Source organism: Arthrobacter sp. BPSS-3, from assembly GCF_044628475.1.
Classification (GTDB): domain Bacteria; phylum Actinomycetota; class Actinomycetes; order Actinomycetales; family Micrococcaceae; genus Arthrobacter.
In genome coordinates this window covers 463,704-487,741 of the sequence record NZ_JBIMMV010000002.1, presented here as the reverse complement: position 1 = coordinate 487,741, position 24,038 = coordinate 463,704, and the positions used below count along the sequence as shown (strand labels likewise).

At 69.7% G+C, this 24,038-nt stretch carries 20 protein-coding genes; 4 read left to right on the top strand and 16 right to left on the bottom strand.

Annotated features, from left to right (window positions below; translation table 11 throughout):
* The 8 genes from holA to ACFVY3_RS05260 form a co-directional block, all read right to left on the bottom strand.
* Complete coding sequence (gene holA, locus ACFVY3_RS05295) at window positions 1-1,014, bottom strand: DNA polymerase III subunit delta (protein WP_400158991.1); 1,014 nt, start codon at window positions 1,012-1,014, stop codon at window positions 1-3.
* On the bottom strand, window positions 948-2,984 hold the full coding sequence (locus ACFVY3_RS05290) for a ComEC/Rec2 family competence protein (RefSeq protein WP_400158990.1): 2,037 nt from the start codon (window positions 2,982-2,984) through the stop codon (window positions 948-950). Before ACFVY3_RS05290 ends, holA begins: the two co-directional genes overlap by 67 nt.
* Window position 2,985: 1 nt before the next feature.
* Window positions 2,986-3,687: a helix-hairpin-helix domain-containing protein gene (locus ACFVY3_RS05285; RefSeq protein WP_400158989.1), complete on the bottom strand. Its 702-nt coding sequence runs from the start codon at window positions 3,685-3,687 to the stop codon at window positions 2,986-2,988.
* 238 nt (window positions 3,688-3,925) lie between these two features.
* Window positions 3,926-4,951 (bottom strand): DegV family protein, encoded by a 1,026-nt coding sequence (locus ACFVY3_RS05280; protein WP_400158988.1) that lies wholly within the window; start codon window positions 4,949-4,951, stop codon window positions 3,926-3,928.
* 74 nt (window positions 4,952-5,025) lie between these two features.
* Complete coding sequence (gene leuS / locus ACFVY3_RS05275) at window positions 5,026-7,554, bottom strand: leucine--tRNA ligase (protein ID WP_400158987.1); 2,529 nt, start codon at window positions 7,552-7,554, stop codon at window positions 5,026-5,028.
* 361 nt (window positions 7,555-7,915) lie between these two features.
* Window positions 7,916-9,430, bottom strand: a complete 1,515-nt coding sequence (gene glpK, locus ACFVY3_RS05270) for a glycerol kinase GlpK (protein WP_400158986.1) — start codon at window positions 9,428-9,430, stop codon at window positions 7,916-7,918.
* 60 nt (window positions 9,431-9,490) lie between these two features.
* Window positions 9,491-10,243 (bottom strand): MIP/aquaporin family protein, encoded by a 753-nt coding sequence (locus ACFVY3_RS05265; RefSeq protein WP_290257767.1) that lies wholly within the window; start codon window positions 10,241-10,243, stop codon window positions 9,491-9,493.
* 158 nt (window positions 10,244-10,401) lie between these two features.
* On the bottom strand, window positions 10,402-12,165 hold the full coding sequence (locus tag ACFVY3_RS05260) for a glycerol-3-phosphate dehydrogenase/oxidase (RefSeq protein WP_400159063.1): 1,764 nt from the start codon (window positions 12,163-12,165) through the stop codon (window positions 10,402-10,404).
* A gap of 123 nt (window positions 12,166-12,288) precedes the next feature.
* Between ACFVY3_RS05260 and ACFVY3_RS05255 the strand changes: the two genes are divergently transcribed.
* Genes ACFVY3_RS05255 through ACFVY3_RS05240 form a run of 4 tightly spaced genes read left to right on the top strand, consistent with a single transcriptional unit; the run spans window position 12,289 to window position 16,231 of the window.
* Window positions 12,289-13,251 (top strand): sugar-binding transcriptional regulator, encoded by a 963-nt coding sequence (locus ACFVY3_RS05255; RefSeq protein WP_290257766.1) that lies wholly within the window; start codon window positions 12,289-12,291, stop codon window positions 13,249-13,251.
* 48 nt (window positions 13,252-13,299) lie between these two features.
* Window positions 13,300-14,169, top strand: coding sequence for an aldo/keto reductase (locus ACFVY3_RS05250; RefSeq protein ID WP_400158985.1), 870 nt, complete (start codon window positions 13,300-13,302; stop codon window positions 14,167-14,169).
* Between the two features lie 44 nt (window positions 14,170-14,213).
* Window positions 14,214-15,143, top strand: coding sequence for an alpha/beta fold hydrolase (locus ACFVY3_RS05245; RefSeq protein WP_400158984.1), 930 nt, complete (start codon window positions 14,214-14,216; stop codon window positions 15,141-15,143).
* Window positions 15,140-16,231, top strand: coding sequence for a glycosyltransferase family 4 protein (locus ACFVY3_RS05240; RefSeq protein ID WP_400158983.1), 1,092 nt, complete (start codon window positions 15,140-15,142; stop codon window positions 16,229-16,231). The genes ACFVY3_RS05245 and ACFVY3_RS05240 overlap by 4 nt, the downstream gene beginning before the upstream one ends.
* Window positions 16,232-16,282: 51 nt before the next feature.
* On the opposite strand, the gene ACFVY3_RS05235 is transcribed toward ACFVY3_RS05240, so the two are convergent.
* The 8 genes from ACFVY3_RS05235 to mihF form a co-directional block, all read right to left on the bottom strand.
* Window positions 16,283-17,062, bottom strand: a complete 780-nt coding sequence (locus ACFVY3_RS05235) for an alpha/beta fold hydrolase (protein WP_400158982.1) — start codon at window positions 17,060-17,062, stop codon at window positions 16,283-16,285.
* 128 nt (window positions 17,063-17,190) lie between these two features.
* Window positions 17,191-17,715 (bottom strand): NUDIX domain-containing protein, encoded by a 525-nt coding sequence (locus ACFVY3_RS05230; RefSeq protein WP_400158981.1) that lies wholly within the window; start codon window positions 17,713-17,715, stop codon window positions 17,191-17,193.
* Entirely contained in the window at window positions 17,716-19,935 is a 2,220-nt protein-coding gene (locus tag ACFVY3_RS05225; protein WP_400158980.1) for a primosomal protein N', read from the bottom strand.
* Between the two features lie 147 nt (window positions 19,936-20,082).
* Window positions 20,083-21,318: a methionine adenosyltransferase gene (gene metK, locus ACFVY3_RS05220; RefSeq protein ID WP_290257755.1), complete on the bottom strand. Its 1,236-nt coding sequence runs from the start codon at window positions 21,316-21,318 to the stop codon at window positions 20,083-20,085.
* A gap of 78 nt (window positions 21,319-21,396) precedes the next feature.
* Complete coding sequence (locus tag ACFVY3_RS05215) at window positions 21,397-22,683, bottom strand: bifunctional phosphopantothenoylcysteine decarboxylase/phosphopantothenate synthase (protein ID WP_400158979.1); 1,287 nt, start codon at window positions 22,681-22,683, stop codon at window positions 21,397-21,399.
* A 26-nt stretch (window positions 22,684-22,709) separates the two neighbouring features.
* Window positions 22,710-22,973, bottom strand: a complete 264-nt coding sequence (rpoZ, locus tag ACFVY3_RS05210) for a DNA-directed RNA polymerase subunit omega (protein ID WP_138769242.1) — start codon at window positions 22,971-22,973, stop codon at window positions 22,710-22,712.
* A gap of 44 nt (window positions 22,974-23,017) precedes the next feature.
* Window positions 23,018-23,587, bottom strand: coding sequence for a guanylate kinase (gene gmk, locus ACFVY3_RS05205; RefSeq protein ID WP_400158978.1), 570 nt, complete (start codon window positions 23,585-23,587; stop codon window positions 23,018-23,020).
* Window positions 23,588-23,606: 19 nt separating this feature from the next.
* Window positions 23,607-23,939: an integration host factor, actinobacterial type gene (mihF, locus tag ACFVY3_RS05200; RefSeq protein ID WP_290257751.1), complete on the bottom strand. Its 333-nt coding sequence runs from the start codon at window positions 23,937-23,939 to the stop codon at window positions 23,607-23,609.
* Window positions 23,940-24,038 lie beyond the last annotated feature (99 nt).

Here is a 24,038-nt window from a genome sequence, read left to right as displayed (position 1 = left end):
CTAGCGGCGGACGGAGCCGGCGATGACCGTGACGGCGTGTTCGACGGCGTAGACCGGGTCCCGGGACAGCCCCTTGACCTGCGCGTCCGCTTCGGCGGTGACCTGGATGGAGCGCACCAGCCCCTCCGGGGTCCACCGGCGGACGTCCCGCTGGGCCTGCTCCACCAGCCAGGGTTGCATGCCAAGCTGCTTGGCGATCTGGGCCGAGGAACCCTGCGCCCCGGCGACCTTGGCCAGGGACCGCAGTTTGGCCGCCAGCGCGGCGACGATCGGGACCGGGTCGGCCCCGGTATCCAGCGCATGGCGCAGAGTGGAAAGAGCGAGCGGGGCGTTGCCCGCCATGGCGGCGTCGGCGACCTTGAACCCGGAGGCCTCAACCCGGCCGCCGTAATAACGGTCCACCATATCGGCGTCGACGGCTGTGGTGGCGTCGGCGATCAGCTGGCTACAGGCGGCGGCGAGTTCGGCCAGGCTCGCCCCGACGGCGTTGATCAGGGCCTGGACGGCGTCGGGTTCGATCCGTCGCGAGGCGGCCTTGAACTCTGTCATGACGAAGGAAATCTTCTCGGCGTCCTTCTTCAGCGGCTGGCAGTCGACCACCGGCCAGCCGCCGGCCTTGATGGCGTCCAGCAGCTTCTTGCCGCGGACTCCGCCGCCGTGCCGCATCACCATGACCGCGTCAGGTTCGGGCTGCGCCAGATACTTCAGGGCGTCGGCCAGGAACGCGTCGTTCATCGATTCCAGCGCCTCGACCTCGATCAGCTTTTGCTCACCGAAGAGGGACGGACTGACGTTCATGGCCAGCGCGCCGGGTTCGTAGGCAGCTGCGCTCATGCGGGTCACCTCGACGTCGGGAGCTGCCGCACGGACCAGTTGCCGCAGCCGGTCCATAGCGCGGGACGCCAGGTAATCCTCGGGGCCGCCCACCAGCACCACGGGAGCAGGCGTCACGTCCCGCCAGGTGGCGGTGTTCGTGGCCGCGGCCTTGGTGCGTGGGTTCTGGGCAGCAGCCACTGGTGATTCCTCCGGGGGGTTGGTTTGTAGAGTCTAAGCGTCCCACGGCGTCGGCGGACCGCCAAGCCGCGGGGAGCCCAGTCACGTCCGTCCGGCAGCAGGGCCAGTACCCGCACCGTCCGGCCGTGCATCGCGAGAATGAGAAGCCACGCCCGCACCGGGTGGCAGAGCAGCCAGGCGGCGCCGAGGGTTAGGACGGACAGCAGCACCATGGACGAGGCTCCCACCCCGCCCTCCGGCCACGCAAGCGCGGCTCCCGGGAGCCCGGCGAAGAAGCGGGCGGCGGCCCCAACCCCGGCTGCGCAGATCCCAGCCACGGCCATCGGCGCGGACGCGAGGGCCGGTGACACCGCGAGGAGCGGTACTGCGGCCGTGCCCAGCAGCGTCACCGGTGCCACCAGGACGGCCGCAGCGAGGTTCGCCGCGAGGGCATACGTCGAAAAGCTAGGCTGCAGGAGGACGATGACCGGGCCGCAGAACAACTGGGCGGCGAACGGCACGGCGACGCCGGCGGCTACGGCGCGGGGCACCGTGGCCGGAAACCACGCAATCACGGGCCGCCCGGCTGCGATGATGCCGAGGGTCGCGAGGACCGACAGCAGGAACCCGAAGTCATCCGCCAGCCCGGGGTCCATCAGGAGCAGCCCGATCACCGCCGTGCACAACAGGCTCAGCGCCTGCCCGGACCGCCCCGCCGCGACCGCTGCCAGCCCGACGGCACCCATGCAGGCGGCGCGCAGGACACTCGCATCCGGGCCCACGAGCGCCACGAACAGAGCCAGCCCGGCCAGCGCCAGCCCCGCGGCAACGGGACGGGGAAGCCGCAGGCTCCGCGCCCCGAGGAGGAGCGCTCCGAGCACCAGGCTGCAGTTGGCCCCGCTCACGGCGGTCAGGTGGGTCATGCCGACGGCCTTCATCGCCGCGGCGAGTCCGGGGTCCAGGCCGGAGGTGTCGCCCGTGACCATGCCGGGAAGCAGTCCGCGGGCGTCACCGGGCAGTGTCCGGGCGGCCGCCGTGTAGCGGGCGCGCAGCCCGGACAACGCCGCCTCCGGATCACCCCCGGTGCCGTCCGTCCCGGCTAGCGGAACCGGGGAAGTGGTGGCGGAGAGCGTCCCGGCCTGGGTGCGCCCGGCCTCGGCGGCTTTGAGCTTCCCGGTGGCGCGAATGTGCTGGCCTTGTTCCACACCGGCCCAGTCCTCCCCGCCGAGGACCGTCAGCGGGGTGGCCGTCCCGATGCGGTGGCCATCGTGGATGAGGGTGCGGAGGGTCGCCTCGACGGACCATCGCGCGGGGGCGCCGCGGCCCGGCGGTGCGGCGAGTCGTTCCGGAGCGGCGGTGATGTCCAGTTCTGCCACGACGGACGCGCGGGCGGCGAAGGCTTCAGCCACAGCGCCCTGCTGCCGTTCGGTGGCGGCGGCGCCGGCATGCGATCCGGCCCCGGCGGCGAGGGCGAGTCCCACGGCCAGGGTCGCCCTTGCGCTTCGCCGGGCGTGGCCTTTCCCGCCCCGTTCGGCCGTCCGTTTCCGCATCAGCAGGAAGACGATGCCCGCGAGGAACACGGCGCAGATCAGTGCCTGATCGAGCGGCCGGATCCACGCGCCGGCCAGGGAGCTGGCCCAGACCAGCAATGCGGCCGGCACGAGGCGCAGGTCGCTCCGCCGCCGGGCTCCGCGGTCGGGCGGACCGTTCCGCGGGGCAGACGCGTGACTCGACTGCCGGGTGTTCGACACCCATGGGAGCCAGCCGGACAGCGTCTTTCCGAGGTGCGCCTCCAGCCGCCCCCTGATGCTGGCCGCCCGCAAGGACCGTGCCTGCCCGTCCGACTTCTTTCGCTTGTGCTTGTCCGTCAGGGCGGCTGAAGTGTCCGGCGACTTCGGCCGGTGCGACAGGCTGGTGACCGCGGCGTCCCGGTAAGCCTGCCAGGGACGATGCTGGTGCCCGGGGTCCTGATTCCGGTGTTCGCGCGGCATGTCAGATCCGCACCAGCGGCAGCAGGGCCTCGAGGAGTTTGGGCCCGACGCCGTCCACGGCGTCGAGCTCCTCGACCCGGGTGAACCGGCCGTGTTGTTTGCGCCAGTCCACAATGCGCTGGGCGAGCACCGGCCCCACCCGCGGCAGTGTGGCGAGTTCCTCCGCGTCGGCGGTGTTGAGGTTGACCTTCGCGGTCCCGTTCCCTGAAGCCCCGGACCCGCTTCCGCTGCCGCCACCTGTCCCGCCGGACCCGCTTTCGTTGCTGGCGGAGGACCTGCCTCCCTCCGCCGGCACCCCGCCCTGCGAATCCTGCGCCTCGGAGCTGCCACGTTCGGGCACGACGATTTTTTGGCCGTCCTCCACGGCCGCGGCCAGGTTCAGCCGGTCCAGGTCCGCGGTGGAGGTGGCCCCGCCGGCGGCAGCGATCGCCTCGTGGAGCCGGCTGCCCGCCGCCAGGGTGAGCACCCCCGGCCGGGTGACGGCGCCCGTGACGTGCACGACGACCCGCTCGACCGGTGCGGCGGGCGCAGTCTCCACGGCCGCGGCAGTGGTTGACGTCTCACTCAGGGGCATGACCTGCGGCGTGGTGCCGGGGGCCCGCCACCAGAACCAGCCGCCGAGCAGCACCGCAACCACAGCAAGCAGGACGGCGGCCCCGCGGGCCGTCCGCCAACGCACCATGGGCGGCGCAAACTCCGGCATCCCGTCGTCCGGCCGGGCGTCAGGGGACAAATCGAGGGGATCCAGCAGGGGCGCGTCGTCTGCGGACCCCTCCGCAGACGTGTTTCCGGACGGCCCTAGGCTGGCGGCCCAACGATGCCGGGCCGCGAGGGGACCCGGAAGGGTCGAAGTCGGGGAACGGCGCGGCATGCGTCCACGCTAAGTGCCAGCGCAACTCTGCCGATAGGCACCGGCGGGCCTATGTGGACAGCTGGCCCTGCTAAGAACCGGCCGGCGGACCGCTCGGGGCGGAGGACGCCGCCGGGGATGGTACCGGGGTACTGCTCTCCCCCACCACCACGGCCAGCACCCCCAGCCCTGCGTGGGCCGCGAGGACGGCCGGCAGCGAACTGATCTGTGCGGGCGGGCAGCCGGGCAACCGGTCCGCCAGCCGGGCTGCCAGCTGTTCGGCCTCGGCAGGGTTCCCGAAGTGGTGCACGGCGAGCCGCGCTTCACCGGCGGGCCGGGACAGGGCGTCGTCGGCCGCGATTTCCTCCAGCCGCGCCACCGCCCGGGCCGCGGACCGGACGCGTTCCAGCGGGACGATCCTGCCGTCCTCAACCGCCAGGATCGGCTTGATCGAGAGCATGGTTCCCCAGAGGGACGCGGCCGCTCCGATCCGTCCCCCGCGGCGCAGCTGCTCCAGGCTGGGGACGTAGAAGTACACCTTGGTCCGGGCCAGGCGAGCCTCGGCGAAGCCGCGAACAGCCGCGGCGTCCAGCCCGTCGGCCGCGGCCACGACGGCGCTCTGCACGCCCATTCCCTCGGCCATGCCGGCAGTGCGGGAGTCCAGCACCTCCACCGGAATGTCCACCCGCGCGGCCGCCAGCCGGGCCGAGTCCGCGGTGCCCGAGAGCTCGGCGGAGAGATGGATGGACAGCACGGCTTCGAACCCGCGGGCGGCGGCGTCGCGGTAGGCGCGTTCGAACTGGCCCGGCGACGGACGCGAAGTGCGGACCGCCACGCCGCCGGCCAGGGCCACGGCGATGGTTTCGGCGATGTCGTCCTCGCCCTCACCATAGATTTCCTCGCCTACCATGACCGGCATGGGCACCACGGTCAGGCGCCCGTCGGAGGTAAAATCGCGCACCCAGTCGCCAGGGAGGGCCGCAGCGGAATCGGTCACCACCGCGGTCCGGACCGCGGGGACCACGGCGAGCTCGGCCGCATCCGGCCGGGTGGCGCGGCGCAGCCGCAGCAGACGCTCCCGCAGCCAGGGCCAGCCCGGCGGCTCACGGTCAGGCACGAAACACCCCCTGGAATGTGGACCGGCCGCCGGCGAAAGCGCCGACGGCCGGTGACAGCATAACTCCGGTCCGGCTAGGCCGGAACGATGTTGACCAGTTTGGGGGCCCGCACGATCACGGTGCGGATCCCCCGGCCGTCCATGGCGCGCTGGACGTTTTCCGAGGCCAGCGCCAGTTCGCGCAACTCATCCTCGGAGATCTCCGGGGAGACCTCCAGCCGGTCGCGGACCTTGCCCTGCACCTGGACCACGGCGGTGACCGTGTCCTGGACCAGCAGGGCCGGGTCGTGGGCCGGCCAGCCGGCGTTGGCAACGGATGCCGGGTGTCCCAGGACGTTCCACAGGTCTTCGGCCGTGTACGGGGCGAAGAGGCTGAGGATCACCGCGACGGCCTCGACGGCCTCACGGACGGCGGGATCCGCGCCGCCCGGACCGACGTCGATCGTCTTGCGGGTGGCGTTGACCAGCTCCATCAGCTTCGCCACGACGACGTTGAACTTGTTCGCGTCCAGCAGCGCCTGGGCGTCGGCGATGGTGCGGTGCGTGACGGCACGCAGCGCCCGGTCACCGGCGGCGAAGTCGACGCCGGGCTCGCTCGTGACGTCCTGGCCGAGCCGCCAGGCGCGGGCCAGGAACTTCGCGGAGCCCGACGGCGAGACATCCGCCCAGTCGACGTCGTCCTCCGGCGGGGAGGCGAAGATCATGGTCAGGCGGACGGCATCGACGCCGTACTTGTCCAGCTGTTCGCCCAGGTCCACGCCGTTGCCGAGGGACTTGCTCATGGCCTTGCCGCCGTTGAGGACCTGGCCCTGGTTCAGCAGCGCCCGGAAGGGCTCGTCGGCCTCGATCAGGCCCATGTCGTGGATGACCTTGGTGAAGAAGCGGGCGTAGAGCAGGTGCAGGATGGCGTGCTCGACGCCGCCCACGTACTGGCCCACGGGCATCCAGTCGTTGATCTTCGCGGGATCGAAGGGGCCCTCGGTGTACTGCGGCGAAACGAACCGCAGGAAGTACCAGGAGGAGTCCACGAAGGTGTCCATGGTGTCCGTGTCGCGCTTTGCCGGGCCGTGGCAGGAGGGGCAGTCCACGTTGACCCAGGCCTCGGCGGCGGCCAGCGGGGAGGTGCCCTTCGGGGACAGGTCCTCGCCGCGGAGGTCATCGGGCAGGGTGACCGGCAGCTGGTCGTCCGGGACCGGGACCTCGCCGCAGTCGGGGCAGTGAATGATCGGGATGGGGGCGCCCCAGAACCGCTGACGGCTCAGCAGCCAGTCACGCAGGCGGAAGTTCACGAACTTCTCGCCGGTTCCCAGCTTCTCCAGGATGGTGATGGCGGCGGGAATGGCCTCGGCCTTGGGCAGGCCGTTCAGCTCGCCGGAGTTGATCAGGGTGCCCTCGCCGGCGGTGGCGGTGCCGGAGACGGCGGGGTCCTCCTCGCCGGTGTCCAGGACGGCCCGGACCGGCAGGTCGAAGGTCTTCGCGAAGTCCAGGTCGCGCTGGTCGTGGGCGGGCACGGCCATGATGGCGCCGGTGCCGTAGTCGGCCAGCACGTAATCGGCAGCCCAGACCGGCAGCTTCTCCCCGGTCAGCGGGTTGATGGCGTAGCGGCCGGTGAAAACACCGGTCTTTTCGCGTTCGGTGGACTGGCGTTCGATCTCGGAGAGGGCCTTGACCTGCTCGCGGTAGGCGTCCAGGGCCGCGGCGTGTTCCTCGGTGACCAGTTCGACGGCGATCGGCGCGTCTGCGGCGACCACGAAGAACGTCGCACCATACAGGGTGTCCGGGCGCGTGGTGAACACGGTGACGTCCTTGGCGGGCTTGCCGCCGTCGGCCTCGACGACGAAGGTGACGTGGGCGCCCTCGGAGCGGCCGATCCAGTTCTTCTGCATGGCCAGGACCCGCTCGGGCCAGTGGCCGCGCAGTTCCTCCATGTCGTCCAGCAGCCGGTCCGCGTAGTCGGTGATCTTGAAGTACCACTGGTTCAGGGACTTCTTGGTCACGGCGGTGCCGCAGCGTTCACAGGCGCCGTTGACCACCTGTTCGTTGGCCAGCACGGTCTGGTCCTTGGGGCACCAGTTCACCGGGGAGTTCTTGCGGTACGCCAGGCCGCGCTCGTAGAAGCGCTTGAACAGCCACTGGGTCCAGCGGTAGTACTCCGGGTCGGAGGTGTGCAGCCGGCGGGACCAGTCGGCGGAGATCGCGTACCGCTTGAAGGACGCGGCCTGGGTGTCGATGTTGGCGTAGGTCCACTCGCTGGGGTGGGCGTTGCGCTTAATGGCGGCGTTCTCGGCGGGCAGGCCGAAGGAGTCCCAGCCGATCGGGTGCAGCACGTCGAAGCCCTGCTGGCGCAGGTAGCGGGCGACGACGTCGCCCATCGCGAAGGCTTCGGCGTGGCCCATGTGCAGGTCGCCGGAGGGGTAGGGGAACATGTCCAGCACGTAGCGGCGTTCCTTGGAGCCGTCGTCGAGCGGAGTGAAGACCTTGAGGTCCTCCCAGACCTGCGGCCACTTCGCCTCCATGGCGGCGAAATTGTAGGTGCCCTCCTCGGGGGCGGCACCTGCGACGGCTGCTGCTGTTCCGGTCTCTGTCTCCGGCTGAACGCTCACTGCTGGCCTCTTCTATTCTTTTCGATCTTGTCCGATCAGGACGGGTGGCGCCTGATCCTTCGGTCCCCTGCTCCGGGCCCGCACTTCGTCCCGGACACACAAAAGCCCCTCACACGGAGGGGCTGCCGCTCGACAATCCGTAGGTCTAACCGGGATGCCGGGCGGCTAACTAAGCAGGAGGATCGCACGCATACGACTACTTTAGCGCACCCGCACCCCACCCCACCCGAGCCACGTCGAACCGGGCGGCTGAAGGAGTCCTGCCCGGGAATGCCGAACTGTTGAGGGGGCCCGGGAGCGGCTTCGGGCGTCCGCGAAGCGGGCGGGGCCCCCTCAACAGTGAAGGCATCGGTGCTGGGACCTACTTCACGTCCTCGTCGACCCAGTCCATGGACTTGGTGACGGCCTTCTTCCAGAGGCGCATCTGGCGGTCGCGCTCGGAGTCGTCCATCTGCGGCTCCCAGCGCTTGTCCTCGGACCAGTTGGCCGAGCACTCGCCCAGATCCTTCCAGAAGCCGACGGCGAGGCCGGCCGCGTAGGCTGCGCCCAGCGACGTAGTCTCGACGACCTTCGGGCGGATCACCGGCACGCCGAGGATGTCGGCCTGGAACTGCATCAGCGCGTCGTTGGCGACCATGCCGCCGTCGACCTTGAGCTCGCTCAGCGGCACGCCGGAGTCGGCGTTGACGGCGTCGAGCACCTCGCGGGTCTGGAAGGCGGTGGCCTCCAGGGCGGCCCGGGCGATGTGGTTCTTGTTCACGTACCGGGTCAGGCCGACGATCGCGCCGCGGGCGTCGGAGCGCCAGTACGGAGCAAAGAGGCCGGAGAATGCCGGGACGATGTAGACCCCGCCGTTGTCCTCGACCGCGGCAGCCAGGGTCTCGACCTCGGGGGCGCTGCTGATCATGCCCAGGTTGTCGCGCAGCCACTGGACCAGCGAACCGGTCACGGCGATCGAGCCTTCCAGGGCGTAGTGCGGCTTGGCGTCGCCGAGCTTGTAGCCGACGGTGGTCAGCAGGCCGTTCTTGGAGTGGACGATCTCCTCACCGGTGTTGAAGATGAGGAAGCAGCCGGTGCCGTAGGTGTTCTTGGCCTCGCCGGCGTCGAACGCCGCCTGGCCGAACGTGGCGGCCTGCTGGTCGCCCAGGATGCCGGCGACCGGTACCTCGCGCAGCAGCTGGGAGGTGTGGACCGTGCCGTAGACCTCGGAGGAGGACTTGATGGCGGGCATCATGGACGCCGGGACGCCGAAGGCATCCAGGATTTCCTGGTCCCAGGAGAGGGTCTCGAGGTCCATGAACATGGTCCGGGAGGCGTTGGTCACGTCGGTGACGTGCACGCCGCCGTCGGTGCCGCCGGTGAGGTTCCAGAGCACCCAGCTGTCGGTGTTGCCGAAGACCAGGTCGCCGGCCTCGGCCTTAGCGCGGGCGCCGTCGACGTTGTCCAGGATCCACTTGATCTTGGTGCCGGAGAAGTAGGTCGCCAGCGGCAGGCCCACCTTCTGCTTGAACCGGTCCGGGCCGCCGTCCTTGGCCAGCTCGTCCACGATCGACTGGGTGCGGGTGTCCTGCCAGACGATCGCGTTGTAGACCGCCTTGCCGGTGGTCTTGTCCCAGACGACGGCGGTTTCGCGCTGGTTGGTGATGCCGACGGCGGCGATGTCGTGGCGGGTCAGGTTGGCCTTGGAGAGGGCGGAGGCGATGACCTCGCGGGTGTTGTTCCAGATCTCCGCGGGGTCGTGTTCCACCCAGCCGGCCTGCGGGAAGATCTGCTCGTGCTCCATCTGGCCGGTGGAGACGATGTTGCCGCTGTGGTCGAACACGATGGCGCGGGTGCTGGTGGTTCCCTGGTCAATGGCGATTACGTACTGGTTCACGTTGACGTCCTTGTCTGTATTGCCTGGCGGTTGAAGGTAATGCGTACGGGGGTGTTCGGGTTAGGAAGCGGCGGCGGTGGCGATGATCGGCACGATGGCCGCCACGATGCCGGCGAGGCCGCCGCCAACCAGCGGACCCACGACCGGGATCCAGGAGTAGCTCCAGTCCGAGGAGCCCTTGCCCTTGATCGGGAGCAGCGCGTGGGCGATGCGGGGGCCGAGGTCACGGGCGGGGTTGATGGCGTAGCCGGTGGGGCCGCCGAGGGAGACGCCGATGCCGACCACCAGGAGGGCGACGGCCAGCGGGCCGAGGCCGGAGGGGGTTCCGCCGAAGGTCAGGATGACGAAGACCAGGACGAAGGTGCCGATGATCTCGGTGATCAGGTTCCACGGGGTGGAGCGGATGGCGGGGCCGGTGGAGAACACACCCAGCTTGCTGGCGGGTTCGGGCTCGGCGTCGAAGTGCTGCTTGTGGGCCAGCCACATGACGACGGCGCCCAGGAAGGCGCCGAGCAGCTCGCCACCGAAGTAGGTCAGGGTTGAGCCGAAGTCGACGGCGACGCCGGGTGCGTACTCCTTCTTGCCGTTGAGCAGCAGTCCGAAGGTCACGGCCGGGTTCAGGTGCGCGCCGGACTTGACGGCCACGAAGACACCGGCGAAGACGGCAATGCCCCAGCCCCAGGTGACCATCAGGAACCCGCCGTTGTTGCCCTTGGTGCCTTTGAGCGCGACGTTGGCCACAACGCCGCAACCCAGCAGGGTCAGCATTGCGGTACCGAATACTTCGGACAGGAAAACTATTCCAAGAGACATCTTTGACTCCTCTATTTTCTGTTGTCGTCCCTCGCGGGTGGAGGGGACGTGTGGCCGGCAGCGGTTTCACGCTGCCGGCCGGCAACTGCCTTCGGGCCCGTCGGGCCCTGGTGGCAGCCTTCGCGGCCGGGGGAAAAGTGCCCCCGGCCGCTCAAGTGTTAGGCAACCAGGCTGTGGACCTGGACGCCGTGGAAGCGTTCCAGCACCTCCTGGGCGTGGGTGATTTCGGCGCTGCGGGTGGCGGCGTCCCAGCCCAGCGGGCCGGACAGGACGTCGGCTACCTCGTTGAGCAGTTCGCCGGTGACCAGGCCGCGGAACGCCAGCGAGGTGCGGCGGATCAGCACGTCGATCAGGTGGCCGATCTGCTCGTTGCGGGCCATGAACTCCAGCTCGCGGACGCTCAGCTCACGCGTGGAGCGCAGCATCCGGTCCTCACCGGCGTCGAGGAACTCCATGACGGCCTCGGCGCGGGTGCCGTAGCGTGTGAGCAGGCCGGCGGTCCGGTCCGCGTCGCGGCCGGAGGTCATGTGGGCCTTGATCCAGCGCTGCACGCCTTCCTCGGAGTCGGGGAAGCCGGCGCCGCCGCCGATCGCCATCTTGGCGGTGGAGACCTTGCGGCTGCGTCCCAGTTCGGCCAGCACGTCGTTGCTGAGGTGCTCGGCGAGGGCGCGGAACGTGGTCCACTTGCCACCGACGAGGCTCAGCACCACCGGGCTGCCGTTGCCGCCGCGGCGTTCGATGCGGTAGTCGCGGCTGACGAACCCGGGCTGGGTTTCGTCGTGGCGCGGCAGGGGGCGGACGCCGGAGAAGGTGTAGACGATCTGCTCGCGGCTGACCGGCAGGTCCGGGAAGACGTGGCCGATCAGGTCGAAGAAGTAGTCGATCTCGGCGTCGGAGCAGACGGCGTCCTCGGCCATGTCGGCGTCGATGTCGGTGGTGCCGACCAGGACGCGGTCACCCATCGGGTAGATCAGCACGATGCGGCCGTCGGTGTGCTCGAAGAAGATCTCGCGGCCCTGGCAGGCTTCGAGCAGTTCCGGGTGGTCCAGCACGATGTGCGAGCCCTTTGTGCCGCCCATGAACTTCGACGCGGCGCCCATGGCCTCGTTGGTGAGGTCCACCCAGGCACCGGTGGTGTTGACCACGACGTCGGCGGTGAAGTCGAAGACCTCGCCGGTCAGTTCGTCACGGAGCTGCACGGAACCGGACTTGCCGTCGGCCGCCGTGCCCATCGAGACCAGGGAGAGGTAGTTGCTGGCGCGGGCGCCGTTGCCGCCCGCCTCGCCGGCCTTCTCGCCGTCCTGGAGCACGTCCAGGGTGAGGCGCTCCGGGTTGTGCACGGAGGCGTCGAAGTAGGTCGCGGCGTACTTGATGCCGGGGTGGAGGCGGGGCAGCTCGGCCAGGGCGTTCTTCCGGCCGCGGAACTGGTGCCGGGGCACGGTGCCGCCGTCGCGGGAGAAGAAGTCGTACATGGTCAGGCCGGCCTTGATCAGGAAGGCGCCGCGCTCGGTGTGCTTGCCCTGCTTGTGGGTCAGGAACCGCAGCGGTGCGGCGAGGATGCCGGAGAAGGTGCTGAAGATCGGGATGGTGGTCTGCAGCGGTTTGACGTAGTGCGGGGCGATCCGCAGCAGGCGGTTGCGTTCGACCACGGACTCCTGCACCAGGCGGAACTCGCCGTTTTCGAGGTAGCGGATGCCGCCGTGGATCATGTGCGAGGAGGCGCCGCTGGCCCCCTGGCAGAAGTCGCCGCGCTCGACGAGGGCGACGTCGACGCCCTGGAGCGCCAGGTCCCGGAACGTCCCGACTCCGTTGATGCCCCCGCCGATGATGAGTACCTGTGCGTGCGGACGGTCCCGCAATTGCTGCACCGATGTGCGCTGCTGACCGGGGGCCGGATGACCGGAACTGACCTTGTTTCCCAACACTGCTCCTTGGGGCTTGACGCTGCGCGGCGCGCCTCTGGCACGACGCCGTTCATGACTATTCTTTGGAGTAATGGAAAATGGAGTCAAGCACTATGCACAAACGTGCAGAAGGGAGCCGCAATGTCGCCGACGCGCCAGTCGGACGCCCTCCGGGCGGCCCAGTTGTACTACCTCCAGGACCTGACCATGGACGCGATCGCACGGGAGCTGCGGACCTCGCGTTCGACCGTCTCGCGGTTGCTCTCCGCGGCCCGGGAATCGGGCCTGGTGCAGATCCAAATCCGCAGCCCGCTGGACACCGGCCCCGAGCTCGCCAGCCGGATCAAGGCCGAATACAAGGTGGACGTCCACGTGGTTCCGGTGGTGGACACCCTGAACGAGGCGGAAACCCTTGACCGTGTGGCCATGCAGGCCGCGCGGACCATCGGCCCGCTCGTTGATTCGAACGCCATCATCGGTGTCGCGTGGGGATCCACGCTGAGCGCGGTCAGCCGCCACCTCACCCGGAAGATTACGCACGACAGCATCATCGTCCAGCTCAACGGCGCCGGAAACATGCAGACCACGGGCATCACCTACGCCTCGGACATCATGCGCCGCTTCGGCAGCGCCTACGGCGCGCGGGTGGAACAGTTCCCGGTGCCCGCGTTCTTCGACCACGCCGCCACCAAGCAGGCCATGTGGAATGAGCGCAGCGTGCAGCGCATCCTTCAGCTGCAGGCGCGGATGAGCATCGCCATTTTCGGTGTCGGATCGGTCGACGCCGACTACCCCAGCCACGTCTACGCGGGCGGCTACCTCGACGAGGACGATCTCAGCGTCCTGGCCGGGTCCGATGTCGTGGGCGACGTAGCGACCGTGTTCTTCCGCGCGGACGGCTCCTCCGACGGCATCACCCTGAACGAACGCTCCACCGGGCCGGACCTGGCACAGCTCCGGCAGGTCCGGCGGCGGATCTGCGTGGTCTCCGGCGCCTCCAAGATCAATGGACTGCGCGGCGCCCTGGCCGCGGGGCTGGCGACGGACCTGATCCTGGACGAGGCCAGTGCCCGGCGGCTGGTCAGCACCGAGGGGCTCGGCTGAGGCGGAGGGAACGCCGGAGAGGCCGGGGTACTAGGTAGAGTCGTTGCTATGAGAATGACGCCGCGGGTGACGCTGAACAACGGTGTGCTGATGGACCGCCTGGGCTACGGGCTGTACAAGGTGCCGCCGGCCGACGCCGCCGGGCTGGTGACCATGGCCTTGGAGGCCGGCTACCGGCACTTCGACACTGCCGCGATGTACGGCAACGAGACCGGCGTCGGCAAGGCGATTGGTGCGCTGGCAGCGTTCGACGGCGCCACCGGCGGCTCCGGGGAGCGGCACCCCCGGCTGACGCGTGAGGACCTCTTCGTCACCTCCAAGCTGTGGAATGACGATCAGGGCTATGACGCAACGCTGCGGGCTTTCGACACCTCGATGGCCAAGCTGGGCCTCGAGTACCTCGACCTTTACCTGATCCACTGGCCCTGCCCCGGGCGCGGCCTCTTCGCGGACAGCTACCGGGCGCTGGAGACCCTCTACCGGGAGGGACGGGTCCGCGCGATCGGCGTGTCCAACTTCCAGCCGGCGCACCTTGACCGGCTGCTGCAGGGCGCAGAGGTGGTCCCCGCCGTGAACCAGATCGAGCTGCACCCGTGGCTGCAGCAGGCCGAACTGCGCGAACTTCACTCCTCCCTGGGGATCGTGACGGAAGCCTGGAGCCCGCTGGGCCGCGGCCAGGTCCTCGAGGACCCGGTGGTGACGGAGATCGCCGCCGCCCACCGCCGCTCCCCCGCGCAGGTCATCATCCGGTGGCACCTGCAACTGGGCAATGTGGTCATCCCGAAGGCCAGCTCCTACGCCCGGATCCACGAAAACCACGACGTCTTCGGGTTCGAGCTGACGACGGCGGACCTGGACGCCCTGGCCGGTCTGGACCGCGGCTTCCGCACCGGGTCCAACCCGGACAACGTCAACTGACGCCCCGCCGCCCGCACCCCACCACAGGCCCCCCACCACAACGAATGGAACACGTGGCGACCCAGCCCCCTCCCCCGCAACCGCTCCTCAGCGCCGCCCTGCAGACCCGCGCCACCGCCTCCACCGTGGACCTCAACGGCACCCGGGTGGCGTACTGGACGTATGAACCCGAGCAGGAGACCCCGGACACCCGCACCATCCTGGTGATCCACGGCTTCCGCGGCGACCACCACGGCCTGCTCCGGGTGGCGGACCAGCTCCCCGAGATGCGCCTGGTCATGCCCGACCTGCCGGGTTTCGGTGTCTCCGGTGCCCTTGCCGCCGGTGCGCACAGCGTGGAGGGCTACGGGCGGTTCGTGGCCGATTTCATGGCCGCCCTGGGGCTGGGACCGGAAACGGTGCTGCTGGGCCACTCGTTCGGCTCGATCATCACCAGCCACTTCGTCGCCCATCACCCGGACGCGGTGTCCGAACTGATCCTCATCAACCCGATCGCGGCGCCGGCCCTGGAGGGCCCGAAGGGACTGATGACCAAGGTCGCGGTGCTCTACTACGAGGCCGCGGCGCGGCTCCCCCGCCGGCTGGGCAACGCCCTGCTGCGCAACCAGCTGATCGTGCGGGTGATGAGCGAGACCATGGCCAAGACCAGGGACAAGCGCCTGCGGCAGTTCGTCCATGCCCAGCACACCGCCTACTTCTCCGCCTTCGCGGACCGGGACAGCCTGCTGGAGGCCTTCAAGGCCTCGGTGGGAAACAACGTGGCCGAGGTCGCCGAGCGTCTGACGCTGCCGGTCCTGCTGATCGCCGGAGAGAAGGATGAGATTGCCGCCCTGCCGGACCAGCACAAACTGCTCCCCCGCCTTCCCGACGGCACCCTCGACGTGATCCCCGGCGTCGGACACCTGATCCATTACGAGACCCCGGAACCCGCCGCCGGTTTCATCCGCCGCTTCCTGAAGGACCACGCCGCATGAAGATTCTCATCGACGCCCGCTTCACCCGGCTGGACCATCATGACGGCATCAGCCGCTACGGTTCCAGCCTGATCGCGGCCGCCGCGAAGGTGGCCGACGTGTCCATGCTGATCAGCGATACCCGCCAGCTCGCACTGCTGCCGGACGTGCCCTACACGCTGATCAACAGCCCGCTCTCCCCCGCCGAGCTGTTCGTCGCGCGGAAGGTCAACACGCTGGGGGCCGACGTCGTCGTCTGCCCGATGCAAACCATGGGCAGCTGGGGGCGGAAGTACGCGCTGATCCTGACTTTGCACGACCTGATCTACTACGAGCACCCGGCTCCCCCCGGCTTCCTGCCGGCGCCCGTCCGGGTGCTGTGGCGGCTCTACCACAAGGCATTCTGGCCGCAGCGGGTGCTGCTCAACCGGGCCGACGTCGTGGCCACCATCAGCGCCACCACCGAGGCACTGATGGCCAAGTACCGGCTGACCAGACGCCCGGTGCGGATCGTCGGGAACGCACCCCAGCCGGGGCTGACCCCTCGTGATCCCGGCGCCGCGGCCGAGAAGACGCTGCTGTACATGGGCTCGTTCATGCCCTACAAAAACGTTGAGCCAATGGTCCGCGGCATGGCTGAGCTGCCGGAGATGACCCTCCACCTGCTGAGCCGGATTACGCCCGAGCGCCGCGCCGAGCTGGAGGCACTGGTCCCCGCGGGCGCCAACGTGGTGTTCCACAACGGGATCACGGACGAGGAGTACGAAACCCTGCTGGCCCGGACCACCGCGCTGGTAAGCCTGTCCAAGGCAGAGGGCTACGGGCTGCCGCTGGTGGAGGCGATGTCGCATGGGACGCCGGTGATCGCCAGCGACATCCCAATTTTCCGCGAAGTGGGTTCCGACGTGGTCAGCTACGTGGATCCATCCTCGCCGGCCGACTTCGCGGCCGCCGTCCGCGACCTGGAGGATCCGGCGCTGTGGAAAGACCGTTCCGTGCGGTCCGTCCACCGGGCCGCAGAGTTCAGCTGGGACGAATCGGCCCGCCGGCTCCTTGCCGCGGCCGAGGAGGCGGTTGCACTGCGGAAGCAGGGCCGACGACGGCGGTAGGGTCTTGGTTGGTGGCGTTGCCGGGCGCGGGCTGATCTAGCGGCGGACCGCTCAGCCAGTGCTGTCCAGGATCAGTCGCACCGTCTCCCGGGGCTGGTCCCAGTGCGGGAAATGACCGCAGTCGTCGAACCAGTGGAGAGTTGCATCCGGGAAAAGGTCCATAGCCCGGGCCGCCTCGCCCGGAACAGTCACCTTGTCCTTTCGCCCCCATCCAATGACCACTCTGCCCTTGAGTGAACCCGCCGGAGCGCCTTCCTGGCGGGGGCCGTGAATCAGCGCGTCGAGGGCCGGGTCCAGGCTGGTTGACGTCTTGAAACCGCGAAGCTCATGCAGCACCAGGTCCTGCGGCAGCCTCCAGGGATGCGCGGAGAACTGAGCCAACAGGGCCGTGCGGCCCACGGGGTTTCCCGTGAGGAAAGGAAGCACCGGCTGGATGCGGCGCACCAGCGCGACGGACGCCTTGATGCTGGCACCAAAGATCGCGGCCTGGCGGTCACTCCAAAAACCTCCAGGGTCGAGCGCGACCGTGGTCCCGGCGTGCCCCCGCCGCGCCATTTCCAAGGCCATGCGTGCCCCCATGGAGCTGCCGACCAGATCAATGTCGCCCAGTTCCGCTTCGCCGATGAAGGCTTCGACGGCATCGGTCAGCGTCGCGATGGTCGTCTCGCCGGTCAGGGGGGCGGATTCCCCGCACCCGGGCAGATCGACGGCGATGACATCTCGTTCAGCAGCCAGCGCCGGGACTATCGGGTTCCAGTTTCCTGCACTGGATCCGAGACCATGGACCAGGAGGAGCGGCTTACCGGAGCCCTGCCGGGTTGAGTGCAACATGGCTTCACTCTACTGTGCGGGCCGCCACGATCACGGGAGCACTCCAGGTCGGAACTGCAAGCTCCTCACCAACGTGGGCGCGGTCATCGCCTCAGCGTTCCTCTGGGAACAGCAGCCGAGGCGTCTGCCTAAAGGTCTCGCCGTTCTCGACGCTTCCGTTCCGCAAATCCCGAGATCACCTGCGCGTCGTTGGCGTGGTAAGTCCTCCAAGCGCTGCCGACGTCAACCCACAGGGCGGGTTGGTCCGCCTCCGGAACGAGGCGGGCCGTCCCAGGGCTGGTTATCGACCAGTAGGAGAGGTTCAGCGTCGGCGGCCAGTCGTCCCGGTAGGACCGGACAGCAGCGAAGGCCGGGACCGCGGCGACCTCAAGGACGAGCCCGGTCTCCTCGGCCAACTCCCGTACGGCGCCCTCACGGGAGGTCTCCCCCGGTTTCACCTTCCCGCCTGGCGGTACCAGCCCTCGCCAGGGATGATCCACCACGAGGAGTCTCAAGTAGTCGGGCGAAAAAACCCACACATCTGCCGCCAGGGGGTGCTGCTCCGCCCTCCACACGCTTCGGAACCAACGCTCCGTCCCGTCCTCAACCTTCTCGGCCGCGGCAAGGTCACGCAGCGCCGCGGCAACGGCGTCCGGGCCATGGATCGGCGCCATCTACAGCACGTCCACGCCGTCGAGCCGGACCTGCACCGGGTCGTCGCTTCGCTTGGCCGCGGCGGCCGCCTTAACGGCCCGCAGCGCCTTAGTCACTTCGGCTGCCTGGGCGTACGGAATGAACAGCAGCGTCCGGACGTCTTCGCCGCGGGACGCGCCGCCGGCCTGGACACCCGGCCCACCGGCACCCGGAATCCCCGCACCCGGCACCCCCGGCGCCGGAAATCCGGAGCCGGGAAGCGGCGCCGGTCCGGCGGTCCGCAGCGTGATGCCCCGCGACGCGAGGCCGGCCTCGACGGCGGAGGTGAAATGCCCGACCGCCGTCCTTGGTCCGGTCAGGGACGCGACCCGCACCGCCGGGGGCAGCGACAGTTCCTGCCGGAGTCCGAGTTCCCGGCCGGCATAACCGGCGGGATCCCAACGCAGCAGCGCACCCACGCCCGCGGCGTCGTCGGCGGTGATCACCACCAGGCCGCCATCGGCGGCGGGCCGGACCAGGGCGGCGGCATTGAACCAGCGGCGCACGGCGTCCTCGCCCGCCCTGAGGTTCTCGCGGCGCAGCAGGGAATCTCCGTCCAGCAGTAGCGCGGCGGCGTATCCGCCCGCCGCCACGGGCTCGGCTCCCACGGTGGCGACCACGAGGGCCTTGGTGTCCGGGACGGTGGCCAGGACCCGGTCACCGGACGAGTTCAGCACGGGTTTGCCGGGGAAAGCGCGGCCCAGTTCCTCCGCGGTCCGGAGCGCCCCGGTGGCGCCCCGGCGGAGCTGAGTGCCGTTGCAGGTGGCACACCGCCAATGACCCGCCGCGGTGGAGCACCAGCGGCAGACCGGGACGGCGCCGCTGCCGGCGGGTCCGTTGATGGCCAGCGGGCCGTTGCAGGCGGTGCAGCGGGCCGGTTCGCGGCAGCGCTCACACGCCAGCGACGGCGCATACCCGGCGCGGGCCACCTGCACCAGTACCGGTCCGCGTTCCAGGCCCTCCTTCGCCGCACGCCATGCCGCGCCGGGGAGACGGGCGATCCGGGCCAGCGGGTCGCGCTCCTGCTCGAAGCTGTCCGCGGTATTCACCACACGCGGCACGGTCCGGCGCACCACGGTGCGGTCCGCTTCGACGGGAAGTGCCCAGCCGGACTCCACCAGCCGCTGGGTCTCCGTGCTACGGGCGTGCCCGGCGAGTAGGCAGGCCGCCCCTTCGTGCACCGCCCGCAGCAGGAGCACCTCGCGCGCATGGGCGTACGGCGCCCGTTGTTCGATGTGCAGGTCGTCCCCGTCGTCCCAGCAGACCACCAGTCCGAGGCGGTGCACCGGGGCGTAGGCGGCCGACCGCGTCCCGACCACGACGCCTGCCGCCCCGCTGAGCACCCGCAGGAAGTTCCGGTAGCGCGGGGTGGGCCCGTCGTCGGCGGTCAGCCGCGCCACGTCCGCGGCGGGCAGCAGCTCCAGGAGCGCCTCCTCCACCCGGTCCAGGTCCCGGTAGTCGGGAACGACGACGACGGCGCCCCGGCCCGAGCGGCGCACGGCCGCGACGGCTTCGGCGATCAGCCGGGGCCACGCCGCGGGGCCGAAGCCTTGCAGTGCCGAGAGCACCGCACGGGGCGACTCCCCCGCGCCCAGGTGCTGCAGGAACGCACCGCCGTTGCGGTAGGCGGACCAGCCCGAGGGCGGCAGAACTGCCGCCGGGGCCGCCGTGTCCGGCGGGAGTGCCTCAGTCCCGGCATCTTCGGGCAGGGGTTCGGTAAACAGAGCCGGGTCCAGGTCGCCGCCGGGGGCAAATTCCTTCTCCAGCCTCGCCATCCGCGGCGGCACGGCAACGCGCAGGACGTCACTGACGGTGCCGGCGTAGCGGGCCGCAACGCGCTCCGCCAGCGCTGCCACCCCGGGAGTCAGCACGGGCACCGGGGAAACCACCTTGTGCAGCGGCACCAGCGCATGCCCGGCATCGGAGGCGGCTACGCGTTCCAGCAGGAAGCCGCCAAGCTCCTGCCCGCCAAACTTGACCTTCACCCGCACGCCGGGCCGGGCCGCCGCGTCCAGGTCCGCGGGCACGCTGTAGTCAAAGGGCCGGTCCAGGTGCGGCAGGAAGCTCTCCAACTGCACCCGTGCCACGGGAAGTTCGGCGGCCAGGGCGGGACCCGCCGCGGCGGCGGAGGCCGGGAAGCCCTGCAGGAGGGAGAGCTGGAAGGGTTCTTCCGGCGCGGGGGCGCGGCGTGGCTCGCTCACGGGTCTCTCTCCTTTCCCAGGTGCTTCGGCCGACACAACGGCATTCAAAGGCTGCGGGCCCGGCCGACAGGGCCGGTTAAAGCATGTAGCCAGGCCGCCGGTTGGCGGCCTGGCTACAGCACATCACAGAGCTCTGACGATGTGGAATCAGGCGTTGAAGAAGGCCTTCAGCGCGTCCACGCGGTCCAGCCGCTCCCAGGTGAAGTCCGGTTCGTCGCGGCCGAAGTGGCCGTGCGCGGCGGTCTTGGCGTAGATCGGGCGCTTGAGGTCGAGGGCGTCGATGATGGCGCGCGGGCGCAGGTCGAAGATCTCGGAGATCGCCTCGCTGATGCGCGCCGGGTCCACGGTCTCGGTGCCGAAGGTTTCCACGTAGGTGCCCACGGGGCGGGCCTGGCCGATCGCGTAGGCGATCTGGATCTCGGCACGGCGGGCCAGGCCGGCGGCCACCACGTTCTTCGCCACCCAGCGCATGGCGTAGGCCGCGGAGCGGTCCACCTTCGACGGATCCTTGCCGGAGAAGGCGCCGCCACCGTGGCGGGCCATGCCGCCGTAGGTGTCGACGATGATCTTGCGGCCGGTCAGGCCGGCGTCGCCCACCGGGCCGCCGATCACGAAGGCGCCGGCGGGGTTGAGGATGTTGCGCGAGCGGGAGGTGTCCAGGTTGGACATGGCCATCACCGGGTTCACCACCTGCTCGGCGAGGTCGGCCCGGAGCTGGTCAAGGCTGGCGCCCTCGGCGTGCTGGCTGGAGATCACGACGGTCTCGAGCGAGACCGGGCGGTCGCCGTCGTAGCCCACGGTGACCTGGGTCTTGCCGTCGGGGCGCAGGTAGTCCAGCTGGCCGGACTTGCGGACCTCGGTGAGGCGTTCGGAGAGCCGGTGCGCCAGCCAGATCGGGACCGGCATGTAGGAGGGGGTCTCGTCGCTGGCGTAGCCGAACATGAGGCCCTGGTCGCCGGCGCCCTGGAGGTCATAGTCGTCCTCCTGGCGGCCTTCGCGGGCCTCGATGGAGTTGAAGACGCCGCCGGCGATGTCGTTGGACTGCTGGCCAATGGAGACGGACACGCCGCAGCGGGCGCCGTCGAAGCCGTTGGCGGAGGAGTCGTAGCCGATGCCCAGGATCGTCTCGCGGACGATCTGCGGGATCTCGACGTACGCGTCGGTGGTCACCTCGCCGGCAACGTGGACCAGGCCGGTGGTGGCGAGGGTTTCGACGGCGACCCGGGACTCAGGGTCCTTGGCCAGCAGGGCGTCGAGGATGGCATCGCTGATCTGGTCACAGATCTTGTCCGGGTGTCCCTCCGTCACGGACTCGGAGGTGAAGAGCCGGAGCGAGGCGGGCGTGGACCCGTGAAAGTCTGGGATGTGCAGCGGTAAAGTCACTCAACTACCTTACTGGTTGGGAACGGGCATACAGCGGCGCGTGACCTCCGGTGAGGGAGACCTTGCTAACGCCGGGTGTCAGGCGGGCGGTTGCACCCGGCTCAGCTCGGCGCTGACGCGGTCGATCACGGCAGCAGCGACATCGGACTTGCTGCCCGACGCCTCTTGGGGTTCGGAGCCGGAGCGGGCAAGGATGACTACGGAATTGGTGTCCTGGCCGAAGACCTCATCGCGGCCCACCTGGTTGACCACCAGGAGGTCGCAGCCCTTGCGCCGCAACTTGGCCTCGGCGTACTCGAGGACCCCGCCGTCGGCGTCGCCGGTCTCGGCGGCGAAGCCCACAATCAGCTGGTTGCGGGATGCGGTGTCGCGGACCTCCACCAGTTCCTTGAGGATGTCCGGGTTGCGGACCAGGGTGATGACCGGGTCGGCGGTGTCGTCGCGCTTCTTGATCTTGGTCCCGGAGGTTTCGGCCGGGCGGAAATCGGCGACGGCGGCGGCCATGATGATGACGTCCGACTCGGCGGAGGCGCGCAGGGCGGCCTGCCGGAGTTCCAGTGCGGTTTCCACGCGGACGACGTCGACCCCCTCGGGCGCGGGGACGTCCATGTGCGCGGCGACCAACCGGACCTTCGCGCCGGCGTCGCGGGCCGCGGCGGCGAGGGCCACGCCCTGCTTGCCGGAGGAGCGGTTGCCGAGGAAGCGGACCGGGTCCAGTGGTTCACGGGTACCGCCGGCACTGATGGTGACCCTGGTGCCGGCCAGCGGCCCGGGGCCGGCAGCCGTGGGGCCGGCAGGGCCGGGGGCCGCAGCACGCTCCGGGGCGTCGGGGCTGCCGGAGGATTCGGCCAGCGCCATGGCGGCGGCGAAGATCGCGGCGGGTTCGGGCAGCCGGCCGGGGCCGGAGTCGGCGCCGGTGAGGCGACCCGAGTCGGGCTCGAGAACGGTGATGCCGCGGGAGCGCAGGGTCTCGACGTTCGCCTGCGTGGCCTGGTGGCGCCACATCTCGGTGTGCATGGCGGGGGCCATCAGGACCGGCCCGCCGGCCATCAACAGCGTGTTGGTGAGCAGGTCGTTGGCCTGCCCGGTGGCGGCGCGGGCCAGCAGGTCCGCCGTCGCCGGCGCCACCACGATCAGCTCCGCCTCGTGGCCGAGCCGGACGTGGTTGACGGTGTGCACGTCGTCGAAGACGCTGTTGCTCACCGGGTGCCCGGAGAGGGCCTCCCAGGTAGCAACCCCCACGAACCGGGTGGAGGCGTCGGTGGGGATGACGGTGACGTCATGACCGGCTTCAGTAAAAAGCCGGAGGAGCGATGCCGCCTTGTAGGCGGCGATCCCTCCCCCGACTCCGAGGACTATGCGCACGTGACCTCCGTCAGGCAGCAGAGCATTTACTCTGCGGCGGCCTCGATCGGCGTGGAAACGAGCTTGCCTTCGTTGATCTCGCGCAGGGCGATGGACAGCGACTTCTCGTTCAGCTTGGTGTCGACCAGCGGGCCGACGTACTCGAAGAGGCCCTCGTGCAGCTGAGCGTAGTAGGCGTTGATCTGGCGGGCACGCTTGGCACCGAAGATCACCAGGCCGTACTTCGAGTCGGCTGCCTTCAGCAGTTCGTCGATCGGCGGGTTGATGATGCCTTCAAGGTTCGTGGACACGAATTCTCCAAATTCTTACGGGCCGATACGTCCCGTGGCCGAGGTTACGGGTTCGGGGTCAGCCCCATGAGTGAAACAAGCTCGTCAGCTGCACGGCGAACGTCGTCGTTGACCACGGTGTGGTCAAACTCCGGTTCAGCAGCAAGTTCTAGTTTAGCGGTTTCCAGCCTTTGCTGCTGTTCTTCCGCGGATTCCGTGCCGCGGCCCACCAGGCGGCGGACCATTTCGTCCCAGCTCGGCGGGGCCAGGAAGACGAACTGTGCGTCCGGGACGGCCTGCTTGACCTGGCGCGCGCCCTGCAGGTCGATCTCGAGGAGGACGGAGCGTCCCTCGGCGATGGCGGCGTCGACGGTGGAGCGGAGGGTGCCGTAGCGGTTGCGGCCGTGCACCACGGCCCATTCCAGCAGTTCGCCCTTCTCCACCAGCTCGTCGAACTCGTCGGCGGTCTTGAAGAAGTAGTGCACGCCGTCCTGTTCGCCCGGACGCGGTTCGCGGGTGGTGGCGGAGACCGAGAGCCAGACGCCGGGGTAGTTGTCCCGGATGTAGGTGGACACGGTGCCTTTGCCGACGGCGGTCGGTCCGGCGAGGACTGTCAGTCCGGGTTTCTTGCTCACATATTCCTTTAGCGGTGCTTTATTTCGAACGGGGCTGCTTCTCGTCTATAAAATCTACCAGCGCGGCGCGTTGGTGGATTCCCAGCCCCCGCACCCGGCGGGAGGCCGCGATGCCGAGCCGCTCCATGATCGCCGCGGCACGGACCTGGCCGATGCCGGGCAGGGCCTCGAGCAGTTCCACCACCCGCATGCGGGCCACCGCCTCGTCCGTCTCCGCGGCGCCGAGCAGTTCGGTGATGGACAGCCGGCCCGACTTCAGCCGCTCCTTGGCCTCGGCCCGGGTGACCCGGGCGGCGGCAGCCTTGCGCAGGGCATCGGCACGCTCCTGCGGCGTGAGGGGTCGCAAACTCACTGGGGTCCTCCCTGCGTAGCTGTTCCCGAACCTACCCTTTGGCAGCGTCGGAACGCAATGGAGGACCCCGGCCTCACAGCCCCCTTAACCCGCACGGGA

Coding starts and splice junctions, on each gene's coding strand:
- ACFVY3_RS05285 (WP_400158989.1), bottom strand. CDS start 3,687: ATGCCGGAGTTTGCGCCGCCCATGGTGCGTTGGCGGACGGCCCGCGGG.
- ACFVY3_RS05265 (WP_290257767.1), bottom strand. CDS start 10,243: ATGTCTCTTGGAATAGTTTTCCTGTCCGAAGTATTCGGTACCGCAATG.
- ACFVY3_RS05290 (WP_400158990.1), bottom strand. CDS start 2,984: ATGCCGCGCGAACACCGGAATCAGGACCCCGGGCACCAGCATCGTCCC.
- ACFVY3_RS05255 (WP_290257766.1), top strand. CDS start 12,289: ATGTCGCCGACGCGCCAGTCGGACGCCCTCCGGGCGGCCCAGTTGTAC.
- ACFVY3_RS05240 (WP_400158983.1), top strand. CDS start 15,140: ATGAAGATTCTCATCGACGCCCGCTTCACCCGGCTGGACCATCATGAC.
- ACFVY3_RS05245 (WP_400158984.1), top strand. CDS start 14,214: ATGGAACACGTGGCGACCCAGCCCCCTCCCCCGCAACCGCTCCTCAGC.
- ACFVY3_RS05235 (WP_400158982.1), bottom strand. CDS start 17,062: ATGTTGCACTCAACCCGGCAGGGCTCCGGTAAGCCGCTCCTCCTGGTC.
- ACFVY3_RS05230 (WP_400158981.1), bottom strand. CDS start 17,715: ATGGCGCCGATCCATGGCCCGGACGCCGTTGCCGCGGCGCTGCGTGAC.
- ACFVY3_RS05250 (WP_400158985.1), top strand. CDS start 13,300: ATGAGAATGACGCCGCGGGTGACGCTGAACAACGGTGTGCTGATGGAC.